General features: G+C 67.8%; 19 protein-coding genes and 1 pseudogene. 7 read left to right on the plus strand and 13 right to left on the minus strand.

Going from position 1 to position 17807, the window contains the following annotated elements:
- Both ACLJOU_RS45605 and ACLJOU_RS45610 read right to left on the minus strand, forming a co-directional pair.
- A pseudogene (locus ACLJOU_RS45605) lies at positions 1-312 on the minus strand (hypothetical protein); the annotation flags it as partial.
- A 42-nt stretch (positions 313-354) separates the two neighbouring features.
- Positions 355-1269, minus strand: coding sequence for an SMODS domain-containing nucleotidyltransferase (locus ACLJOU_RS45610; protein ID WP_410575541.1), 915 nt, complete (start codon positions 1267-1269; stop codon positions 355-357).
- Positions 1270-1509: 240 nt separating this feature from the next.
- On the opposite strand from ACLJOU_RS45610, the gene ACLJOU_RS45615 reads away from it, so the two are divergent.
- Complete coding sequence (locus tag ACLJOU_RS45615; RefSeq protein ID WP_410575542.1) at positions 1510-2220, plus strand: hypothetical protein; 711 nt, start codon at positions 1510-1512, stop codon at positions 2218-2220.
- Between the two features lie 170 nt (positions 2221-2390).
- Here ACLJOU_RS45615 and ACLJOU_RS45620 read toward each other — a convergent pair whose 3' ends face one another.
- Positions 2391-2804, minus strand: a complete 414-nt coding sequence (locus ACLJOU_RS45620; RefSeq protein ID WP_410575543.1) for an ArsR/SmtB family transcription factor — start codon at positions 2802-2804, stop codon at positions 2391-2393.
- Positions 2805-2939: 135 nt separating this feature from the next.
- Here ACLJOU_RS45620 and ACLJOU_RS45625 point away from each other — a divergent pair, with 135 nt between their 5' ends.
- The 4 genes from ACLJOU_RS45625 to ACLJOU_RS45640 are packed head-to-tail and all read left to right on the plus strand — an operon-like array spanning position 2940 to position 6178.
- On the plus strand, positions 2940-3578 hold the full coding sequence (locus tag ACLJOU_RS45625; protein WP_410575544.1) for an arsenate reductase ArsC: 639 nt from the start codon (positions 2940-2942) through the stop codon (positions 3576-3578).
- Between the two features lie 20 nt (positions 3579-3598).
- A complete protein-coding gene (locus ACLJOU_RS45630) occupies positions 3599-4003 on the plus strand; it encodes an arsenate reductase ArsC (RefSeq protein WP_410575545.1) in 405 nt (134 codons plus the stop codon).
- Between the two features lie 34 nt (positions 4004-4037).
- On the plus strand, positions 4038-5129 hold the full coding sequence (gene arsB / locus ACLJOU_RS45635; RefSeq protein WP_410575546.1) for an ACR3 family arsenite efflux transporter: 1092 nt from the start codon (positions 4038-4040) through the stop codon (positions 5127-5129).
- Positions 5126-6178, plus strand: a complete 1053-nt coding sequence (locus tag ACLJOU_RS45640) for an ArsO family NAD(P)H-dependent flavin-containing monooxygenase (RefSeq protein ID WP_410575547.1) — start codon at positions 5126-5128, stop codon at positions 6176-6178. Before arsB ends, ACLJOU_RS45640 begins: the two co-directional genes overlap by 4 nt.
- A 10-nt stretch (positions 6179-6188) precedes the next feature.
- Here ACLJOU_RS45640 and ACLJOU_RS45645 read toward each other — a convergent pair whose 3' ends face one another.
- The 4 genes from ACLJOU_RS45645 to ACLJOU_RS45660 form a co-directional block, all read right to left on the minus strand.
- Positions 6189-6650 (minus strand): hypothetical protein, encoded by a 462-nt coding sequence (locus tag ACLJOU_RS45645; RefSeq protein WP_310994440.1) that lies wholly within the window; start codon positions 6648-6650, stop codon positions 6189-6191.
- Positions 6651-7016: 366 nt separating this feature from the next.
- Positions 7017-8216, minus strand: coding sequence for a M28 family metallopeptidase (locus ACLJOU_RS45650; RefSeq protein ID WP_410575548.1), 1200 nt, complete (start codon positions 8214-8216; stop codon positions 7017-7019).
- Positions 8213-8431 carry a hypothetical protein gene (locus tag ACLJOU_RS45655; RefSeq protein WP_410575549.1) on the minus strand — a complete coding sequence of 73 codons (219 nt, stop codon included), beginning with the start codon at positions 8429-8431 and terminating at the stop codon, positions 8213-8215. The genes ACLJOU_RS45650 and ACLJOU_RS45655 overlap by 4 nt, the downstream gene beginning before the upstream one ends.
- Before the next feature lie 27 nt (positions 8432-8458).
- Positions 8459-8608, minus strand: a complete 150-nt coding sequence (locus ACLJOU_RS45660) for a hypothetical protein (RefSeq protein ID WP_410575550.1) — start codon at positions 8606-8608, stop codon at positions 8459-8461.
- A 77-nt stretch (positions 8609-8685) separates the two neighbouring features.
- Between ACLJOU_RS45660 and ACLJOU_RS45665 the strand changes: the two genes are divergently transcribed.
- On the plus strand, positions 8686-9060 hold the full coding sequence (locus tag ACLJOU_RS45665) for an ArsR/SmtB family transcription factor (RefSeq protein ID WP_410575551.1): 375 nt from the start codon (positions 8686-8688) through the stop codon (positions 9058-9060).
- A gap of 10 nt (positions 9061-9070) precedes the next feature.
- Here the strand turns inward: ACLJOU_RS45665 and ACLJOU_RS45670 are convergent, their stop codons facing one another.
- From ACLJOU_RS45670 to ACLJOU_RS45690, 5 genes are all read right to left on the minus strand, one after another.
- Complete coding sequence (locus ACLJOU_RS45670; protein WP_410575552.1) at positions 9071-10339, minus strand: hypothetical protein; 1269 nt, start codon at positions 10337-10339, stop codon at positions 9071-9073.
- Between the two features lie 110 nt (positions 10340-10449).
- Entirely contained in the window at positions 10450-10971 is a 522-nt protein-coding gene (locus ACLJOU_RS45675; RefSeq protein WP_410575553.1) for a DinB family protein, read from the minus strand.
- Positions 10972-11051: 80 nt separating this feature from the next.
- The gene (locus tag ACLJOU_RS45680) at positions 11052-12128 is read right to left on the minus strand and encodes a flavin-containing monooxygenase (protein ID WP_410575554.1); all 1077 of its coding nucleotides are present in this window, start codon (positions 12126-12128) and stop codon (positions 11052-11054) included.
- The gene (locus ACLJOU_RS45685; RefSeq protein ID WP_410575555.1) at positions 12125-13345 is read right to left on the minus strand and encodes an MFS transporter; all 1221 of its coding nucleotides are present in this window, start codon (positions 13343-13345) and stop codon (positions 12125-12127) included. Before ACLJOU_RS45685 ends, ACLJOU_RS45680 begins: the two co-directional genes overlap by 4 nt.
- Before the next feature lie 4 nt (positions 13346-13349).
- Positions 13350-14666 carry an FAD-dependent oxidoreductase gene (locus ACLJOU_RS45690; protein ID WP_410575556.1) on the minus strand — a complete coding sequence of 439 codons (1317 nt, stop codon included), beginning with the start codon at positions 14664-14666 and terminating at the stop codon, positions 13350-13352.
- 102 nt (positions 14667-14768) lie between these two features.
- On the opposite strand from ACLJOU_RS45690, the gene ACLJOU_RS45695 reads away from it, so the two are divergent.
- Positions 14769-15611 (plus strand): helix-turn-helix domain-containing GNAT family N-acetyltransferase, encoded by an 843-nt coding sequence (locus ACLJOU_RS45695; RefSeq protein ID WP_410575557.1) that lies wholly within the window; start codon positions 14769-14771, stop codon positions 15609-15611.
- A gap of 75 nt (positions 15612-15686) precedes the next feature.
- On the opposite strand, the gene ACLJOU_RS45700 is transcribed toward ACLJOU_RS45695, so the two are convergent.
- On the minus strand, positions 15687-17603 hold the full coding sequence (locus ACLJOU_RS45700; RefSeq protein ID WP_410575558.1) for a PQQ-binding-like beta-propeller repeat protein: 1917 nt from the start codon (positions 17601-17603) through the stop codon (positions 15687-15689).
- Positions 17604-17807 lie beyond the last annotated feature (204 nt).

Raw genomic sequence — 17807 nt, forward strand, 5'->3', positions numbered from 1 at the left:
GGCAAAACGCTCCGCGAGATCAAACGCTGCCTCAAACGGATCATCGCCCGCCAGCTCTTCCGCACCCTCCAGCAACACCGCACACCAACCACGCCGGCAACCCTTGACGCCACATAGCAGCGTCATAAGCGACAGTGCGGACAGAGCGGCGCTCACATAAAGAAGCGCTCTTTGATTCGTGATCACGGTGCTCAACAGTGTGGCAGATGTGACTGTTGTAAGGATGATGTTAATCCATTTGACAAGCACTGCTCGACGCGCCTGAATCTCACGCGCTTTTTCGTGTGTCTTGTGTGTGTGTAGACCACGCGTCCGAAGCTTTCTCGTATAGCTTCTTCGTTAGGGGCGACGCGTCTAGTAGTCAAATTGACTCCCGAAAATTTTTTGCCACTCAGCTACGGCCGCGTAGTGCTTGCCACTCGATTCGTAGTCACATGCCTTGAGGGCGCGACCATGTGCTGACTCTGCTCGACTTAGCCATGTGTCGACGTAGTAACATCGCTCGTCTATTCCAGGTATGACGCAGTAGTTATTGGCGTTCTTTACGAGTTCTGAGAAGAAATCGCGCACCATCCAGTCGTAGTACATGGGCGAGTTGCCTCGATGGGGCCAGCTTTTAAGAAAGTTGACCGTGCGCAATTCCAGTGTCAGTGACTTTATTGGAACGCTGCACTCTGCTTGCCAGATTTTCATCATGCGGATGAGGTCGCGAGTATTTCCATTACTGTTGTTGTCGGAGTTGTCAACGTTGCCAATTTCGGCATTGTGGTCGACGGTCTTCCAGCTTCCGCCGTCATGAGTATTCGGTACGTAGTACTTTCCGGAAGTAAGCTTCCATGCCGGTAGTAACTCAACGGTGTGACCACCTTTGAAAGGGACGACTATAACCTGACCATCGCCGCGCATTCCATCCGTGGTGGTGTAGCGTTGTTGAAGGATTTTCTTGACATCTTGTAGAAGCTGTGACTGCCCGTTTCCCAGGTAGGAATCGTATCTTGAGAATTGATCAAATGGCATGATGAAGAGGATGTCGACATCACGTGGCGGCTTGACTGTGGTACCTTTACCGTATGATCCGATGAGCTTGGCAGTTGAACCATCGTAGAAGGAGCCATAGTAATGACTATGTAGCTTCTTGACGACGCCACGAAACTTGGCCTGAGCATCTGCCATGTCGTCCCTGTCGGTCCTGACGTTGCTCAAAAAACTATCGAACGATCCGCTGTCGTCGTCATGTGCATCCCCGCATGAGTGCCGCTTCCGCCTCAAGATCGATCATTGGCTTCCATCGGGACGCGACTCTGCAATGTTACTTCATCTAGCTACCCGATAGGGTGAACTAATGCCCGATTCGGTCAGTTCTTTTCCATCTGCATTGCCGTCTCGACGACTAGTCATCAAAGGGAGTCCTTTTCGCTTGTGGTCCGGTGGCGGGCTCCGCGTGTTATGGATAAGGTGGGATAGGCTAGTGCTATTGACTTGCGTGCGCGCATGCGGGAGGTGTAACGGATGGTTGGCAACGTCAGTGACCCTCCGGAGAAGGGCAAGGTCGGCAAGTTTGTTGAGCCTGCTGTCGAGGCTGCATTGTCTGTTGTGCCTGTCGCGGGAGGCCCGCTCGCGGTTCTGTGGAAGCAATTCGCTGGAGCGGCATACGAGAAACGGCGACAAGCCTGGTCGGAAGAAATTAGTTCCGCGATCAACGATTTGCTCAGCCGTGTCGACGGTCTCGAAGCTTTGTCTTTGGGTGAGAACGAAGAGTTCTTGGACGCGCTGGCGTATGCTACGGCAGCAGCTGTAGTTACAAGTCAGACTGAGAAGTTGCAGGCATTGCGAAACGCTGTTCTAAACTCTGCGCTTCCGAGTGATATCAATGCGGACAAGCAGGCAATGTTTCTTCAATACGTTCGCGACTTCACGCCATCTCATCTCAAGCTATTGAGGCTCCTGGATGATCCTCCTGCATGGTTCAGGGACTCAGGGCGCGCATGGCCGGAGTTATATACAGGCAGCTTGGGTAATATTATCGAAGCTGGGATCCCAGAGTTCGCCGGGCAGCGAGCACTATATGATCAGCTTGGCAATGACCTGGCTGCAGTAGGAATGACCAATACTGGCGGTTTTCACGCAATGATGACTCCGAATGGCTTGACTGCGGGGCGTCTAACCGAAACAGGCAGAGAATTCGTGTCGTTTATCACTGATCCTCGCGACCGGCTTTAAGTCGTCGTCGAAGCTTGGTCTACGTGGACGAAGGCCGTAGGGGCGGCGGCGTCGGCTTGGCGCTGACTGTACGACTGCCGCAGACCGTTGCACAAACGCGGAGGCGCGCACGTTCCGCGGCGACCGGTGTTCGCCGCCAGCGGCGACGCGAACCAGTTCGGGACCAGCCTTCAGCAGCGGCTGGGGCGTTCATCTTCCGAAAGTGGTGCGGGCCGGTCCGCGAGCGGACCGCCTTCGCGAAGCAGGTGCCCTAAGGTCTCCAGCGGCTGCGGAACGAGGCTGTACCAACTCCAAGTGCCACGCCGTTCCCGCGTGAGGATGCCAGCTGTGACGAGTACTCGTAGATGATGGCTCAGTGACGGCTGAGGCATGTCGAAGTCCTCGGCGAGATCACAGAAGCACGCTTCGCCGCCCGGTGAATGCCGGATCAGGGACACGAGGCGGATCCGGACCGGGTCGGACAGGGCCTTGAACAGCTTCGCGGCCGTCTCGGCCTCGGTGTCGCTGACGACCGCGGCGGGCTCGGCCAGCAGGAGTGTTACCGCGACCGGCTTCTGCCGGACGTGACCGTTGTGCGCGGCCATGGCTCCTCCTCGACAGGCTCGGTGACCTCGGTGGTGGTGTCGATCGTACCGCAGCTGGATTGACAAGAGTCGATCCAAGCGTCTTCAATTGCATCGGCAGACTTCGATCCAGGCCGGTTGGCGCGAGGAGAGCTCATGACGCACGCCACGGACGGCTTGCCCGCACGCGCGGTCGGGCTGCAGCTGGACCGCATCGCCGACGAGCTCGCCGACCGCTTCCACGGCGTCTTCGGACGCGAAACCGTCGAGCTGTTCGTGCGCGAGACCTACGACCTGCTCGCCGAGCACGCGACGGTCACCGTCCACCTACCCGCCCGGTTCGCCCGCGAGCGGCTGCTCGACCTCGGCCGGGCCGAAGGGCTGACCCAGGTCACCGTCCCGCAGGTGCTGTTCCTCTGCGTCCACAACGTCGGCCGCTCGCAGATGGCCGCGGCGCTGCTGGACCATCACGCCTTCGGCCGGGTCGCCGTGCGCTCGGCCGGCTCGCAGCCCAAGGGCGAGATCCCGGAGATCATCACCGCCGCGCTGCGGGAGCTGCACGTCCCGCTGGAGGCCGCCTACCCGAAGCCGCTGACCGACGAGGTGCTGCGCGCCTCCGACGTCGTGGTCACGATGGGCTGCGGCGACGCCTGCGCGATCTACCCGGGCAAGCGCTACCTGGACTGGGACATCCCCGACCCCGCGGGCGAGCCGCTGTACCGGGTGCGCCAGATCCGCGACGAGATCGACCGCCACGTGCGCGGGCTGCTCGACGAGCTCAGCAACCAGCCATGACCACGCCGAAAGGAATTCCGATGGCCCGCACTCCCGAGGTGCTGTTCGTCTGCGTGCACAACGCAGGCCGCTCGCAGATGGCCGCCGCGCTGCTGCAGCACTACGCGCTCGGCCGTGTCGCCGTGCGCTCGGCCGGCTCCGAACCGGCCGACAAGGTCAACCCCGCCGCCGCCGCGGCGCTCGCCGAGTGGGGCCTGGACATCGCCGCCGAGGTGCCGACCAAGCTCTCGACCGAGGACGTCGAAGCCTCCGACGTCGTGATCACCATGGGCTGCGGCGACACCTGCCCCATCTTCCCCGGCAAGCGCTACCTGGACTGGCCGCTGGAGGACCCGGCCGGCCAGGGCGTCGACGCCGTCCGCCCGATCCGCGACGAGATCGACCGCCGCGTCCGCGGCCTGCTCGCCGAGCTCCTCGACGCCTGACCACCCCGACGACCTACTCCTGGAGGCACGGTCCGTGACCGAGACCGCCGACAAGACCGCCACCCCGGCCGACGCCGACGTCCTGCACAGACTGTCCTTCCTGGACCGCTTCCTCCCGGTGTGGATCATCGCCGCGATGGCCGTCGGGCTCGGCCTCGGCAGCGTCATCCCCGGCCTGCAGGACGTGCTGGAGGCCGTGAAGATCGGTCAGGTCTCACTGCCGATCGCGCTCGGCCTGCTGCTGATGATGTACCCGGTGCTGGCGAAAGTCCGCTACGACAAGCTCGACACCGTCACCCGCGACACGCGCACCATGGTGCTGTCGCTGCTGCTGAACTGGATCCTCGGCCCGGCGCTGATGTTCGCCCTGGCTTGGCTGCTGCTGCCGGACCTGCCGGAGTACCGGACCGGACTGATCATCGTCGGGCTCGCCCGCTGCATCGCCATGGTCATCATCTGGAACGACCTCGCCTGCGGCGACCGCGAAGCCGCCGCCGTGCTGGTCGCGCTCAACTCGGTCTTCCAGGTGATCATGTTCGGGGTGCTGGGCTGGTTCTACCTGGACCTGCTGCCCGGCTGGCTCGGCCTCGACACGACCAGCGTGTCGTTCTCCCCGTGGGAGATCGCGCTGTCTGTGGTCATCTTCCTCGGCATCCCGCTGGCCGCCGGCTACCTGTCGCGGCGGATCGGCGAGCGCAGCAAGGGCCGTGACTGGTACGAGGGCAAGTTCCTGCCGAAGATCGGCCCGATCGCGCTCTACGGGCTGCTGTTCACCATCGTCGTGCTGTTTGCGCTGCAGGGCGAGACGATCACCTCGCGGCCGCTGGACGTCGCCCGGATCGCGGTGCCGCTGCTGGCCTACTTCGCGATCATGTGGGGCGGCGGCTACCTGCTCGGCAAGGCCTCCAGGCTGTCGTACGCGCGCACGACGACGCTGGCGTTCACCGCGGCGGGCAACAACTTCGAGCTCGCGATCGCGGTCGCGATCGGCGTGTTCGGCGTGACGTCGGGCCAGGCGCTGGCCGGAGTGGTCGGCCCGCTGATCGAGGTGCAGGTCCTCGTCGGGCTGGTCTACGTCAGCTTGTGGCTGCGCAAACGCTGGGTCGATCGGGCTCCGGCGAAGTGACGTCCTCGACGCAGGTGGTCGTGGTCGGCGGCGGCCAGGCAGGGCTGGCCGCCGGCTACTACCTGCGCCGCGCCGGGCTCGACTTTGTCATCCTCGACACCCAGACCCAGCCCGGCGGCGCCTGGCTGCACGGGTGGGAGTCGCTGCGGCTGTTCTCCCCGGCCCGGTTCAGCTCGCTGCCCGGCTGGCTGATGCCGCCGTATCGCGACGAGTGGTATCCCCCGGCCGGACACGTCGTGGACTACCTCACCGCCTACGAGAAACGCTACGAGCTTCCCGTCCACCGCGGCGTCACCGTCACCGCGGTCGAGACCAGCGCCGACGGCTTCACGGTCACCGCCGACACCGGCACCTGGACCGCGAAGGCCGTCATCAGCGCCACCGGGACGTGGTGGCGGCCGTTCCTGCCGCTGGTGCCGGGCAGCTTCGCCGGCCGTCAGCTGCACACCGTCGATTACCGCGGCCCCGGCGAGTTCGCTGGCCAGCGCGTGGTCGTGGTCGGCGGCGGAAACTCCGGCGCGCAGATCGCCGCCGACCTCACCGGCACCGCCGAGGTCACCTGGGCGACCCGTCGACCACCCCGCTTCCTGCCCGACGAGGTCGACGGGCACGCGCTGTTCGACATCGCCACCCGCCGCCGTCAGGCCCTCGACCGCGGTGCCGCCGACCCTGGCGGGGTCGCCGGGCTCGGCGACATAGTCGCGGTGCCGCCGGTGCGTCGCGCTCGCGACGCCGGCGCGCTCCACGCCCGCCCGATGTTCACCCGGCTCATGCCCGAGGGACCGCAGTGGCCGGATGGCACCACGACCGAGGCGGACGTCGTTATCTGGTGCACTGGGTTCCGGCCCGAGCTCGGCCACCTGGCGCCGCTGAAGCTGCGCAGCACGAGCGGCCACGTCCGGACCGAGGGCACTCGCGCCCTCGACGTCCCGGGACTGCACCTGGTCGGCTACGGCGACTGGACCGGACCGGCCTCGGCCACCCTGATCGGCGTCGGCCGGACCGCCCGTGCCGCAGTCGCCGACATCTCCGCGCATCTGGTCGGCTGACGGCAGCGGCTCAGCGGAGGCCGGCGACGTACTCCTTGAGCTCCTGAGCCAGTACCGGCGAGGCGTAGGTCTTCACGACGTCTTGCCGAGCTGGGCAGACGTCCAAGTCCGGGCAGACCAGCGGAATCATGACCCGCAGCGTTTTGTACAGCTGAGCATGCGGCAACGTGCCGAGGATCTGCTTGATGCCGAAGGCGGATGCCGCGCTGAGGACTTCGGCGAGGAACTTCGGGCAGCCGACCAAAACCAGGCCCGCCCGCAACGGCTGCTGCGCGTATTTGGCGTAAGTACCGGGATCGAGCCCTTTCGCTACGTTGTTGAGGCAGACGCAGAGTCCGTGCTTGCGGTAGCGGACAGGGGAAGTCCACGGGACCTTGTCGATGGCACGGTTGGCCAGCCGGGTGTAGAAGCCGTTTTCGTCGAAGACATAGGCGACGACGTCGCCGGCGATGTTCGAGGGATCTCGGCTCAATGACTCCTTGGCGTGCTGGCGGCGGGTGGTCCTGCGGTCGAGCTGTGGCGCGACAGTGCGAGCCGGTGGCGCCACTGGTGGGGGTGCCGCCGACGGTCGCGGTCGCGTGCTTCGCGGCACCGCCGGCGACGGGCTCCACGCCGGCCGGTGGACTGATGTTCGGGCTGCGGACTGGCGGGTGCGCGCCCGCTGAGCTCGGCGTGCACATTCCCGTCCGGCTTCCTTGCCCTTGAAGTGCCGGTGGTCGCCGTACGGACATTCGTACTGACTTGCGGGGAGCTTGCGGTGCCTCGCCATCCCATCCACGCTAGGAACCGCGACCTCGACGGTCACTCGGCTATTCCGGCCCCCGATAAGGCGTCTGCATCACACCCCGCGTTGTAATTCCTCCTTGTGAGTCAACGCAGATCCTCCTCGTGAGTGGCAGGTCAATCCCGTAACTGTGGTGACGACGAGCCGGGTCGCCGAGATCAGGGTGTCGGTCTCCACGCGGTCGGCGGTCTCGGCGGGGGTCTGGTAGCCGGGCATTCCCATGCCGATCCCGACCGCGGCCAGCCCGGCGGCGGCGTAGCGGCGGTTGTCCGACGCCATCGCCCCGGCTCGCAGCGGCAGGCCGGTCTCGCGGCCGGCCTGGTCCAGTGCGGCGAGCAATGCGTGCGCTGGCCCGCCTGCTTCCACCGCGGCGGCGTCGCCGAGCTGGGCGGCGCCGTCGATGTTGAGGACGACCGTGCCGGCCGGGACGGTCGGTGCGTGATGGGCGGAGCCTCGGGCTCCGGCTTCCTCGGCGTCGAGGAACGTGACCGTCAAGCCGACGCCGTCCGGGAGCGTGTCGGCGAGCAGACGGGCAGCCTCGAGCACGACGGCGACGCCGGACGCGTTGTCCGCCGCGGCGGGCAGCCGCTGCTCCGGGTCGTCGCCGACGCCGTCGAAGTGCGCGGTCAGCAGGATGTCCGGGCCTCCGCTCGTGGCCGTGCGCAGCCGCCCGTGCACGTTCGAGCCGGTCACCTCGACGGTGCGCAGGGGCATCGACGCGCTGATCACCTGGCCGACGGCCAAGCGCTCGTGCAGTGAGGTGCGGACCGCGATGACTGGCAGATCGCCGGGCGTGGGCCCGGCGATCATCTTCGGCATCCACCCGGCCTCGTCAGTACCGCGCGGCACGAGCAGCCCGGCTGCGTCGTCGTGGGTAGCTCGCGCCGAAACCCCCAGGTCCGGCGCGAGCACCCAGCGATCGGTGAGCCGGCTCGCGTCGGCGGTCACCAGCTCGGCGGTGCGTGGCTCGGGCAGGTCCGCCGACACGAGGTGTTCGACGAAGTCCCGGCGGTGCACCAGCTGGCGGTCGCCCTGGTGAAGCTCGGGTGTCCGGTACAGCTCGCGCGCGGAGACGGGGAACTCGTCGGTCGTGACCGTCGCTCCGACCGCCTGCAGCTGTCCGGCGAGCCACGCGGCGGCCGCGCGGCCGCCCGGAGTGCCGACGCGGCGGCCGGTGAAACGGTCCTCGGCCAGCGCGGTGACGGTGGACCGCAGACGACTGCCGGAAACCTCGATCGCCGCCGTCGTGGTCATCCGCAGCAACCGGCGCCCTCGGCGACGGCGTCGGCCTTCGCGGCCGGATCACAGCAGGCACCCGCGGCGGCTGCCGCCTCCGCGGTACCGCAACATGTCGTCGCGGTCGTCGGGGTGACCGTTGCGGGCGCGGTGCCGCAACAGCCGGTCGAGGCGGGCGGGGTGAAGGCCTCAGCGGGGGCGCCAGCGAAACCGCCGGTCGTCTCGGTGCTCATCACGGATCTCCTTGTGAGGTCGAGGGTTCAGAAGCGGGAAGACAGCTGCAAGGCGCGGGTGTGGGCCTGGTCGAGCAGGGCGTTGGCGCGGCACTGGCCCGTGCACACCTGCGCGCACGACTCGCAGAACTCGGTGGTCGTCGAGGTCGTGAGCAGCCTGCGGAGGAGCTTGATCATGGATCTGCCTATCTAGATGGACGTCGAATCAGTCGCTCAAGTTTGCCCATGGATTAGATGAATGTCAATATAGATGGGTGGCTAAACAGCAAGAGGGGCCGACGTTGCTTCCGGTGATCAGCGAGGGTTGCTGCGCGCCCTTGGCTGCCGAGGCTTTGTCGGCCGACCAGGCGGTGGACCTGGCGAAGGCATTCAAGGCGCTGGGCGACCCGGTACGGTTGCGCCTGCTGTCGCTGATCACCTCGGCGGGAGGCGAAAGCTGCGTCTGCGATCTGACCGCAGCGTTCGACCTGAGCGGCCCGACGATCTCCCATCACCTGAAGGTGCTGCGCGAAGCGGGCCTGGTCACCAGCGAACGCCGCGGGACCTGGGTGTACTACCGGCCCAGGTCGGAGACCCTGAGCCAGCTGTCTGGCCTGCTCGCCATCCCGGGGCTCGCCTCGGTGTCTTGAGGCTCGGCGGTCAGATCGCGCTGTCGGCGATGATGGTTCGTAGTTCTTCGATGACTTCGGGCGGCTGACCTTGGTCGCCCCAGAGTGCCGTTGTGCTGGTGTTCCACAGCCTGCCGGGCACGGTCGTGGGCGTGAGCATGACGCCCAGAGTGCAGTGTTCCCAGTCTCCGACCGCTGTGCTGTAGTCGTGGTGCAGCACCTGCATCCGGAACGTCAAGGCGTAGTTGGCTTCCTCGGAGAGCTTCGACGCCACGATGAACACCAGCGGGTCGAATTCGCCTGGGTTGGGGATCACCGTCCGGCTGTGGGTGAGCGTTCCGTCGCCCTGGTGCTGGGCGGCGGACTTCATGAACTGCACCAAGGTGCGGCCGAGCTCGCTGCGGTTGCCCACTGGTAGCCCGTCCAGCGCGGCGAGCATGAGCAGCCGATCTGCTTCCCGGCCGTCTGGGATCGGGGTGTTCGCCACGTCTTCCATGATCATCCGATAGAGGATGTGCGCGGCTCGACCTTCGCGGCCTACTGGTTCGAGCGGGGCCCGGGCGGTCGAGGCCATCGTTGTCGGTTTCGCGGCGACGAGAGGAGCCACTGCCGGGTCCACCGGATCAGGCGTGGCGGCCACGTCGGCCAGGGCGTACTCGTGGTACCGGCGGGGTTCGCCGCCGAGTTCGACGATGTCGCCGCCTCGGGCCGCGCGCAGGAGGTAGGCGAGCACGAACCGCGTCGAGCGCAGGTGATCGAACAGGAACTCCCAGTCCCGGCGAAGCAGCACGATCGCCGGCACCTCGGTGGGCGCCGGAGGGGGTTGGAACCCGCGCGGCGGGTCGGTGTGGTCGACGATGACCACGGTCAGCCAGGTGTAGTCCTTGCCGTCCACGGGCACCGTGCGGCCGCGGGCGTTGGTCATGTTCGCGCTGGTTCGCTTCAGCTGGCGCACGGTTCCGCTGCCCTGCTTCAGCCCCTTCTCGACGTTCTTGCGCAGCCAGGACAGCTCGCGGTCGGCGTTGTCGGTGGGATCGGTGCGGCTCTTGGATTGGATGACGGCCGCATGGTCGCCGACCAGCAGCAGCCCGTCGCCGAGTTCGCGCACGCCGGAGCCGACGCGCTGCTGTTCGGGCAGGAACACGAAGTCCGGCAGGCCCCAGGTCGCTGCCGCGTCGCGGATGGCATCCTCGGCCGCGTAGCCCTGGGTTTCGCCTTCCGGCAAGGGTGAGGCGTCCGGGATACGGCGGATCGCGGTGCCGGCGTCGGTCTCGATCACCAGCGTCAGCGGCTCGGCCACGATGCCTCCTTCTCCGTCCAAACCGGCATCGCATCACGAGCTCGCCATGTCCGCTACTGGATTCTCCCCGGGCATGTGGAGTACCTGCGATGCCCTGAACGTCTGCGAGCTCAGCGCTCGGCGGGCAGGGTGAGCTGGGCGCGGTGGAAGTCGAAGTGCTGGGTCGGGAAACGGTAGACGTCAGCCACGGTCATGTAGTCACGGAAGAACGGGTCCCACCGGGTCGGATAGTGCATGCCCAGCGTCAGGTCAGCATCCGTTTCCCGGTCGAGCCGGCGGTGCAGCTTCACGATGGTCCGGTCGAACAGCGCGAGCATCCAACTGCGCGGCATCGTCGTTCCGCCCAACCAGGAACCGGCGAAGTTGACCACGTCGAACGGCTTGGTCCCGGCGTTGAGCAGCGACGCGTACCAGCGGCTCACGCCGTCGGGGCGCCGCCCGAACCAGTGCACCAGCCGCAGCAGTGCCCGCATGATCAGGTAACCGAGCAGCATGTGGAACAGCAACTGCCGGTTGTTCCACTTGGTGCCGGAACTCGCCTGGCGCAGGTCGTCTTCGCCGGCGGCGGCGAGAAGCGCGTGGAACTCCTGCCGCGCCCGCTCCAGCTCGTCGTGAACCTCCTGCTTGTCCACCCAGTCAGTGTTCTCCCCAGCCGATGGGGTGACCACGCCTTCTCCGTGATCGCCGCTGTTCCGAGACCTGAGAACACAGGTCACCTCGCCGGTTCGCAGCAGCGTCGCGCTACCGTGTGCGCGCTCAGCCGCGCGGTGACGTAGGCGGCGTCGCGGCCGACGCCGCGCACGGTGGCCGAGGCGAGGCTGCGTTGCCATTCCAGCCCCACGTACCCGAGTCCGGGAACCACTGTGGACAGTCTACGTGAGTGCAGCGGGATGCCGTCCTCCGCCAAGGCGCCAAGGTTTTCCAGATAGGACAGTTCGGGCCGGAAGCCGGTGGCGAGGATAACGGCGTCGACGTGCTCGCGGCTGCCGTCCGGCCACAGCACCTGGTCGCCTGCGAGGCGGGTGAACATGGCGCGGCGGTCGGGGCTGCCGGCGGCGAGGGCTTCGCGGTAGCGGCCGGAGTCGAGGACCGGTGACGCCGGTGCGTGGCGCAGGAGATGCCCGATCGGCAGGTGGTCGAAGCCGAGCGCGGCGGACCAGAAGTGCACGTCCCGGCCCAGCGGTCGTTGCGGCGCGAACTTCACCGGTGCGCGGGTGGCGAGGCTGACGCGGGCGTGCTCGGCGAGCTCGACGGCGATCTGCACCGCCGAGTTCCCGGCGCCCACGACGATGACCCGCTGCCCGGCGAACGGGCCGGGTTCGCGGTAGTCGCTGCTGTGCAGCACCGTGCCGATGAACTCGGCCAGCCCCGGCAGTGCGGGGCGGTGCGGTCGGCCGAATCCGCCGGTCGCGGCGATCACGATCGGTGCCCGCACCGCTGCTTCGCCGGTGGCGTGCGCCGTGAAGCCGCCGCCGTCGCGGGTCACGGCGGTGACGCGGTGGCGGGTGCGGATGTCGACGTCGAGGTGGGCGGCGTAGGTGCGCAGGTACTCCACGACCTCGTCGCGGTGCGGGTACCGCTCGGGATCGCCGGGAAAGGGCAGGCCGGGCAGGCTGCTGTAGCGGGCGGGGGAGAAGAGGGTGAGGCTGTCGTAGTAGTGCGGCCACGACCCGACCGGCTCGGGCCCGGCTTCCAGCAGCACGGGCGACAGCCCGCGGGCGCGGAGCGCGTGGGCGGCGGCGAGGCCGGCCTGGCCACCGCCCACGACGATCGCGTCGAAGTCGGTCATGACGTTCTCCCAGTAGGTATTCGAGGATTGCTGGCCAGCGCCAGCACGGCGGCCGCGGTGTTGACCGCGGCGAGGACGAGGAAGGCGTGGGCGTAGCCGCCGAGCAGCCCGGCGAGCGCGGCGCCAGCGAACGGGGCGAGCGCCATGGTGATGGTCATCGGCGCGGCCATCAGGCCGTTGAGGCGGCCGTAGTGCGTGGCACCCCAGCGGTCGGTGATCGCCGTCGCCTGAAGCAAGGTAAACACCCCGCGAGCCATCCCGGCCACGACCGCCGCGGCGATCAGCGCGGCCGTCGAGGGCAGCACCGCCATCAACGCGGTCGTCACCGACGTGGCCAGCAGGATGATGCCCGTGCGGGCCCGGACGCTGGTGGTGCGCGAGAGCGAGCTGTAGCCGAGCCGGCCCAGCACCTGCCCGGCACCACCGAGACCGAGCGCGACGGCGGCGATCCCGGGGCTGACGCCGCGTTCGGTCAGCAGCGGCACCAGGTTCACCACGACCGCGAACGCCGAGAACGTCGCCATGCTCAGCGCGACAACCAGCACCACGAACGCGCCGCTGCGGGCGATCCGCCGCGGGTCGTCGTGCTCGACATGCACGGGCGGCTCGGCGTCCGGCCACGGCCCCCGCAAGCCCCACCAGTGCGCGGGAATCGTGACCGCCGCCAAGACGACGGCCAGCACCAAGTAGGTGTGGCGCCAGTCCAGATGCGCGGCCAGCAGGGCCGCCACCGGCGCGAACACCGTGCTGGCCAGACCCCCGGCCAGGGTGAGGACGGTCAGGGCCGAGATCCGGCGCGGCCCGTACCAGCGGGTCAACGCCGCGAACGCCGGCGGATACAGCACTCCGCTCATCGCCGCGCCGGCCACCGCCCAGGCGATCACGAACCACGCGAGGTTCTGCGCGGTCGCCACCGCGAGCACCGCCAGCACGCCCAGGATCGAGCCGGTGGTCATCACCGCGCGCGGCCCGCGACGGTCCAGCCACCGCCCGACCGGGATCCCGACGAGGGCGGTGACCAGTTGAGCGCCGGACAGGGCCGCGACCACCGCCGTGGTCGGCCAGCCGGTCGCGCGGACGATGTCCGGGGCGAGCACGGGGAAGGCGTAGTAGAGGATTCCCCAGCTGGTGATCTGGGTGACGCACAGGATCGCGAGCACCCGGCGCAGCCCCGAACTGCTCAGGGACTGCGCCGTGGTGCTCGTGGTCGCCGGCACCTGGTCAGTTCGACGCGGCGGGCGGCGCCGACAGCGTTAGCAGCTCCGGCTCGGCCGGGCCGCAGCAGCCGGACGCGCCGCTGTCGGGCTCGTCGAACAGGCCGGCGCCGCCGCAGACCCCGGTCTCGGCCATGATCAGCTCGACCCGCGCGGCGGCCTCGTGGTCACCGGCCAGCTCGGCGGCGATGCTGCGAACCTGCTCGTAGCCGGTCTGGGCGAGGAACGTCGGTGCCCGCCCGTAGCTCTTCATCCCGGCCAGGTAGAAGTTCCGCTCCGGGTGCGAGAGCTCCTTCGCGCCGTGCCGGTAGACCGTGCCGCAGGAGTGCACGTTGGGGTCGACCAGCGGCGCCAGCGCGACCGGCGCCTGCAGCGTCGGGTCCAGCTCCAGCCGGATCTCCGACAGCCACGACAGCTCCGGCCGGAACCCGGTCAGGGCGATCACCTCGTTGACATCTTCGAGCCTCCGGCCGTCCGCCGACATCAGCGTGATCGATCCGCCGGTGCGCTCGATCGCCTCGGTACGGAACCCGGTCACCACCGTGACCTGCCCGGCGTCCACGGCCTCCTTCGCACGCAGCCCGAGCGCCCCGCGGGCCGGGAGCTGGTCGGCGTCACCGCCGCCGAAGGTGTTGCCGATCCCGCCGCGGCGCAGCACCCAGCTGATCCGCGTGTCCCCGCCGAGCCCGGCCAGCGCAACCAGCGCCGTCAGCGCGGAATGCCCGCTGCCCGCGACGACGATGTGCTTGCCCGCGTACCGGGCTCGCTCCGCCGCCAGGTCCGGCACCCGGTAGGAGATCCGGTCGGCCGCGGCGCGCTCGCCGATCGCGGGCAGGCCCTCGCCACCGAGCGGGTTCGGGGTCGTCCACGTGCCGGACGCGTCGATGACCGCGCGGGCCAGCACCCGCTCCTCATCCTCGGCGGTGCGGACGTGCACGGAGAACGGCTCGCCGTCGCGTCCGCTGTCGACGATCCGGTCCCGGCCGCGCCGAGCGACCCCGATGACCTCGGCCCCGAGCCGCACTCGCTCGCCGAGGACGGCGGCCAGCGGACGCAGGTACACCTCGGCCCATTCACGGCCGGTCGGGTAGGCGCTGCCGTCGGGCTGGACCCAGCCGGTCGGCTCCAGCAGCCGCGCGGCGGCCGGGTCGACCAGCTCCGACCACGGCGAGAACAGCCGGACGTGGTTCCACTCCGCCACCGCAGCCCCGGCCTGGGCGCCGCGTTCGAGCACCACCGGCTCGAGGCCGCGTTCCAGCAGCTGCGCGGCCGCGGCCAGCCCCACCGGGCCGGCACCCACGACGACAACAGGCAACTCGTCCATCCCCAGGTCCTTTCATTGATGCTGCTTGATGAAGCGATGACGAGCAATGTATCGACCGTCATTGATTGACGCAACCATCGACCGCGGTCAATACTTGAGGGCATGACGACGACCCTGCCGGTCACGCCGCCGGTACTGCCGGACGCCGAGGCCGCCACGTACGCGGAGTGGTTCTCCTGCCTGGCCGAACCGACCCGGGTCAAGATCCTGCACGTCGTGGCGACCGCGAACCGCGAGCTCACCATCGGCGGGCTGACCGAGATCATGGGCATCAGCCAGGGCAACGTCTCCCACCACGTCCGCAAGCTGGCTGACGTCGGGTTCCTGCACATGCGCAAGCGCGGCACGGCCACGATCGTTACGGTCAACGAGGCTTGCTGCACCGGCCTGCCGCACGCGGCCGACGCGGTCATGGGCCTGCTTGCGCCCCGCCCCTGCTGCCCCGAGGACGTCCCGGACGACGTCGCCGTGCGGCCACTGCGCCGAGGCGACTGGGGTGCAGTCCGGCGCATCTACGCCGAAGGCATCGCCACCGGCATCGCCACGTTCGAAACCACGGTGCCCAGCCGCGACGAGCTGCACGCCAAGTGGCTGCCCGGGCACCGCTGGGTCGCCGAGATCGACGGCGAAGTCGTCGGCTGGGCCGCCGCGGCGCCGGTGTCCACCCGGGAGTGCTACTCCGGGGTCGCCGAAACCTCGATCTACGTCGGCGAAGACCATCGCGGCCGCGGCGTCGGCAAGGCGCTGATCCGCACGCAGGTCACCGAAGCCGACGCTGCCGGACTCTGGACGCTGCAGACGTCAATCTTCAACGAGAACCGCGCCTCGATCGCGCTGCACCGCGCGGCCGGCTACCGCACCCTCGGCGTCCGCGAACGCATCGCCCAACGCGACGGCGTCTGGCACGACACCGTCTTCCTCGAACGCCGCAGCCCGGTGAGCTGACGCTGCCTGGCAGAGAGCCGCCCTCCTGACCGGGGCCGGGGAGGGCGGCTCTCTGGTTGTTCCGCGGGAAGTCGATCAGGGAAGCCGGAACGCCTGGACGCTCGGCGTTCGTGCTCCCAGGTCGCTGTTCAGCGTCGACAGGACGGTGCCGTTGACGACTGCCGGACTGATCTCGAAGTTGGTGCTGTCAGCGGAGAGCTGCAGCTTCGCGACGGTAGCGCCGTTGTCCAGCCGCACCGCGTTGACGACCGAGCCGTTGATTCCGGTGCCGAAGTACACGACACCGTTCGCGACGACGGGATCACCACCGGCCGACGGCATCGATGTGGTCTTCTGCCAGAGCGTTGCACCCGTACGGGGGTTCAGTGCCCGGATCAGCGCGGTCGTGTTGCCGGAGTTGTTGGTGACGAGGACCGCGTTCGGGGTGACCGCGGGAGTCTGCCAGAACTGGAAGACGTCCTTGCGCTGCCAGCGGATGGCACCGTTCCCGGTGTCGAAGGCCAGCATCCCCTGGCTCGCGTACTGGGTGCCGACGTAGACCAGGCCGTCGGCGACGGCGGGGGTGCCGTCCATGGTCACGGCTGTGGTCTGCGACCAGACTGTTGTTCCGGTCGTTGCGTTGAGCGTGTAGAGCCGGCCTTGCTGGGGTGACGGGTAGTTGGGTTCGAGTCTGGTGACCACGTAGACGCCGTTCGCCCAGACGGCGAGACCGGTGACCAGGTAGACCGGCAGGTCGTTGCGCCACAGCACGGTGCCCGAAATGGAGTCCACCTTCGCCACGGCGGTCGGGGTGAGTACGTAGGCGGTGCGGCCGTCGAGCGCGCCGCTGCCCGCGCCGCACCCGCCGCCGGTGAGGGACGTCTGGCTCCATGCCGTCGATCCGTCGGCGAGGTTGTAGGCGAAGAGGCCTTGGTCGGTTTGGACGAGGACGCGGGTTCCGTCGGTGAGCGGGTGGCAGCCCCAGCCGTTCAGCTGTTTCTGCCAGAGCAGTGCGCCGGTTTTCATGCTGACAGCGTTGAGCTGGCCAGTGGAGGTCGTCGGGTCGAATGCGGTGAAAACGGCCTCGTCGCGCCACACGACCGGGCGGGAGAAGATCCAGCCCGCGGGTCCGGTGTACTGCCAGGCTCTCTTCAGCTTGCCCGCGTTGCCGGTCGTGATGGTTGACTCGTTCGTGTTGAAGCCGGTGTGCGCCGCGTTCAGGCCTTCCTGCGACCAGCCGGCGGAGGCAATCCGGTCGTTGAGCCAGTCGCCTGCTCGATTGGTGAAGCCGACATCGATGTAGTGCAGGTGCGAGCAGTAGAGCCCGCTGTGGGGATCGCAGGCCCATGCGTCGGCGAGCGAGTAGTTGCAGACCGGGTCGCCGGCGAGGCAGTAGCTGCGGACCACATTGGTTCGCGCTGAGGGGACGGTTCGTACCGTGCCGGCACCGAGAGCTTGCCAAACTCCTACTCGGTGCGGGTCGTACGGGCCGACGTCGATGACGGCTTGGCCAGGGTTGAACCGAGGGTCGCCGAGCAGGGTGAGGCCCACGACCATGTCCTGCGCTGCCTTCCCCAGGCTCTGGTACACATCGCCCGCGACATGGGCGCCTTGGCTGTAGCCCGCGAGCACCACCGCCGATCCGGAGCAACGGGTTGCGAACGAGTTGAGGAAGCTGGTCAGAACGTTGATGCCTTTGGCGATGCTGTCGCGGTAGTTGGAGAGGTAACGGGGATCCAGGGGGCTGACGGGGATTGCCGGATAGTCGATGAAGTACGTCTGCGCATCCGGGTACTTTGCGAGAACGCGTTCCCGCACGGAGTTGACGGTGGTTCCGTATCCGGCGCCGTCGCTGTTTTTCTCGCCGGAACCTCGAACGCCGACGAACTGGACGGCGGGGCAGGCGGCATCGGCACCGTAAGCTGTGGGTGGGCCGGTAGTTCCGAGCGAAGTCAGTGCTGAGCCCAGTATCGTGGCAGCGAGCGCCAAGGCCGCCCGTGTTCGCAACTTCATGACTTTCTCCTTCATTTTTCGCCGCGTTGCAAGGGGTCGGCCCGATCAAGGAATCTGTTACGTTGCTTCATGCTGGCAAAACTATTTAGCGTAAATTGGCGGTGTCGATCGATTTGTTCGTTACTTTCTGGTTGCACTGAGCCGCACGGCCGCGCAGCTCGGCGAGACGGGCTTGGATGCTTCGGCGTTCGTCGGCTCCTTGCC

Origin of the sequence: Amycolatopsis sp. cmx-4-61 (assembly GCF_046548775.1) — a bacterium.
GTDB lineage: Bacteria > Actinomycetota > Actinomycetes > Mycobacteriales > Pseudonocardiaceae > Amycolatopsis.

Coding starts and splice junctions, on each gene's coding strand:
- ACLJOU_RS45690 (WP_410575556.1), bottom strand. CDS start 14,666: ATGGACGAGTTGCCTGTTGTCGTCGTGGGTGCCGGCCCGGTGGGGCTG.
- ACLJOU_RS45650 (WP_410575548.1), bottom strand. CDS start 8,216: ATGACCACGACGGCGGCGATCGAGGTTTCCGGCAGTCGTCTGCGGTCC.
- ACLJOU_RS45615 (WP_410575542.1), top strand. CDS start 1,510: ATGGTTGGCAACGTCAGTGACCCTCCGGAGAAGGGCAAGGTCGGCAAG.
- ACLJOU_RS45655 (WP_410575549.1), bottom strand. CDS start 8,431: ATGAGCACCGAGACGACCGGCGGTTTCGCTGGCGCCCCCGCTGAGGCC.
- ACLJOU_RS45695 (WP_410575557.1), top strand. CDS start 14,769: ATGACGACGACCCTGCCGGTCACGCCGCCGGTACTGCCGGACGCCGAG.
- ACLJOU_RS45700 (WP_410575558.1), bottom strand. CDS start 17,603: ATGAAGTTGCGAACACGGGCGGCCTTGGCGCTCGCTGCCACGATACTG.
- ACLJOU_RS45620 (WP_410575543.1), bottom strand. CDS start 2,804: ATGGCCGCGCACAACGGTCACGTCCGGCAGAAGCCGGTCGCGGTAACA.
- ACLJOU_RS45625 (WP_410575544.1), top strand. CDS start 2,940: ATGACGCACGCCACGGACGGCTTGCCCGCACGCGCGGTCGGGCTGCAG.
- ACLJOU_RS45660 (WP_410575550.1), bottom strand. CDS start 8,608: ATGATCAAGCTCCTCCGCAGGCTGCTCACGACCTCGACGACCACCGAG.
- ACLJOU_RS45630 (WP_410575545.1), top strand. CDS start 3,599: ATGGCCCGCACTCCCGAGGTGCTGTTCGTCTGCGTGCACAACGCAGGC.
- ACLJOU_RS45680 (WP_410575554.1), bottom strand. CDS start 12,128: ATGACCGACTTCGACGCGATCGTCGTGGGCGGTGGCCAGGCCGGCCTC.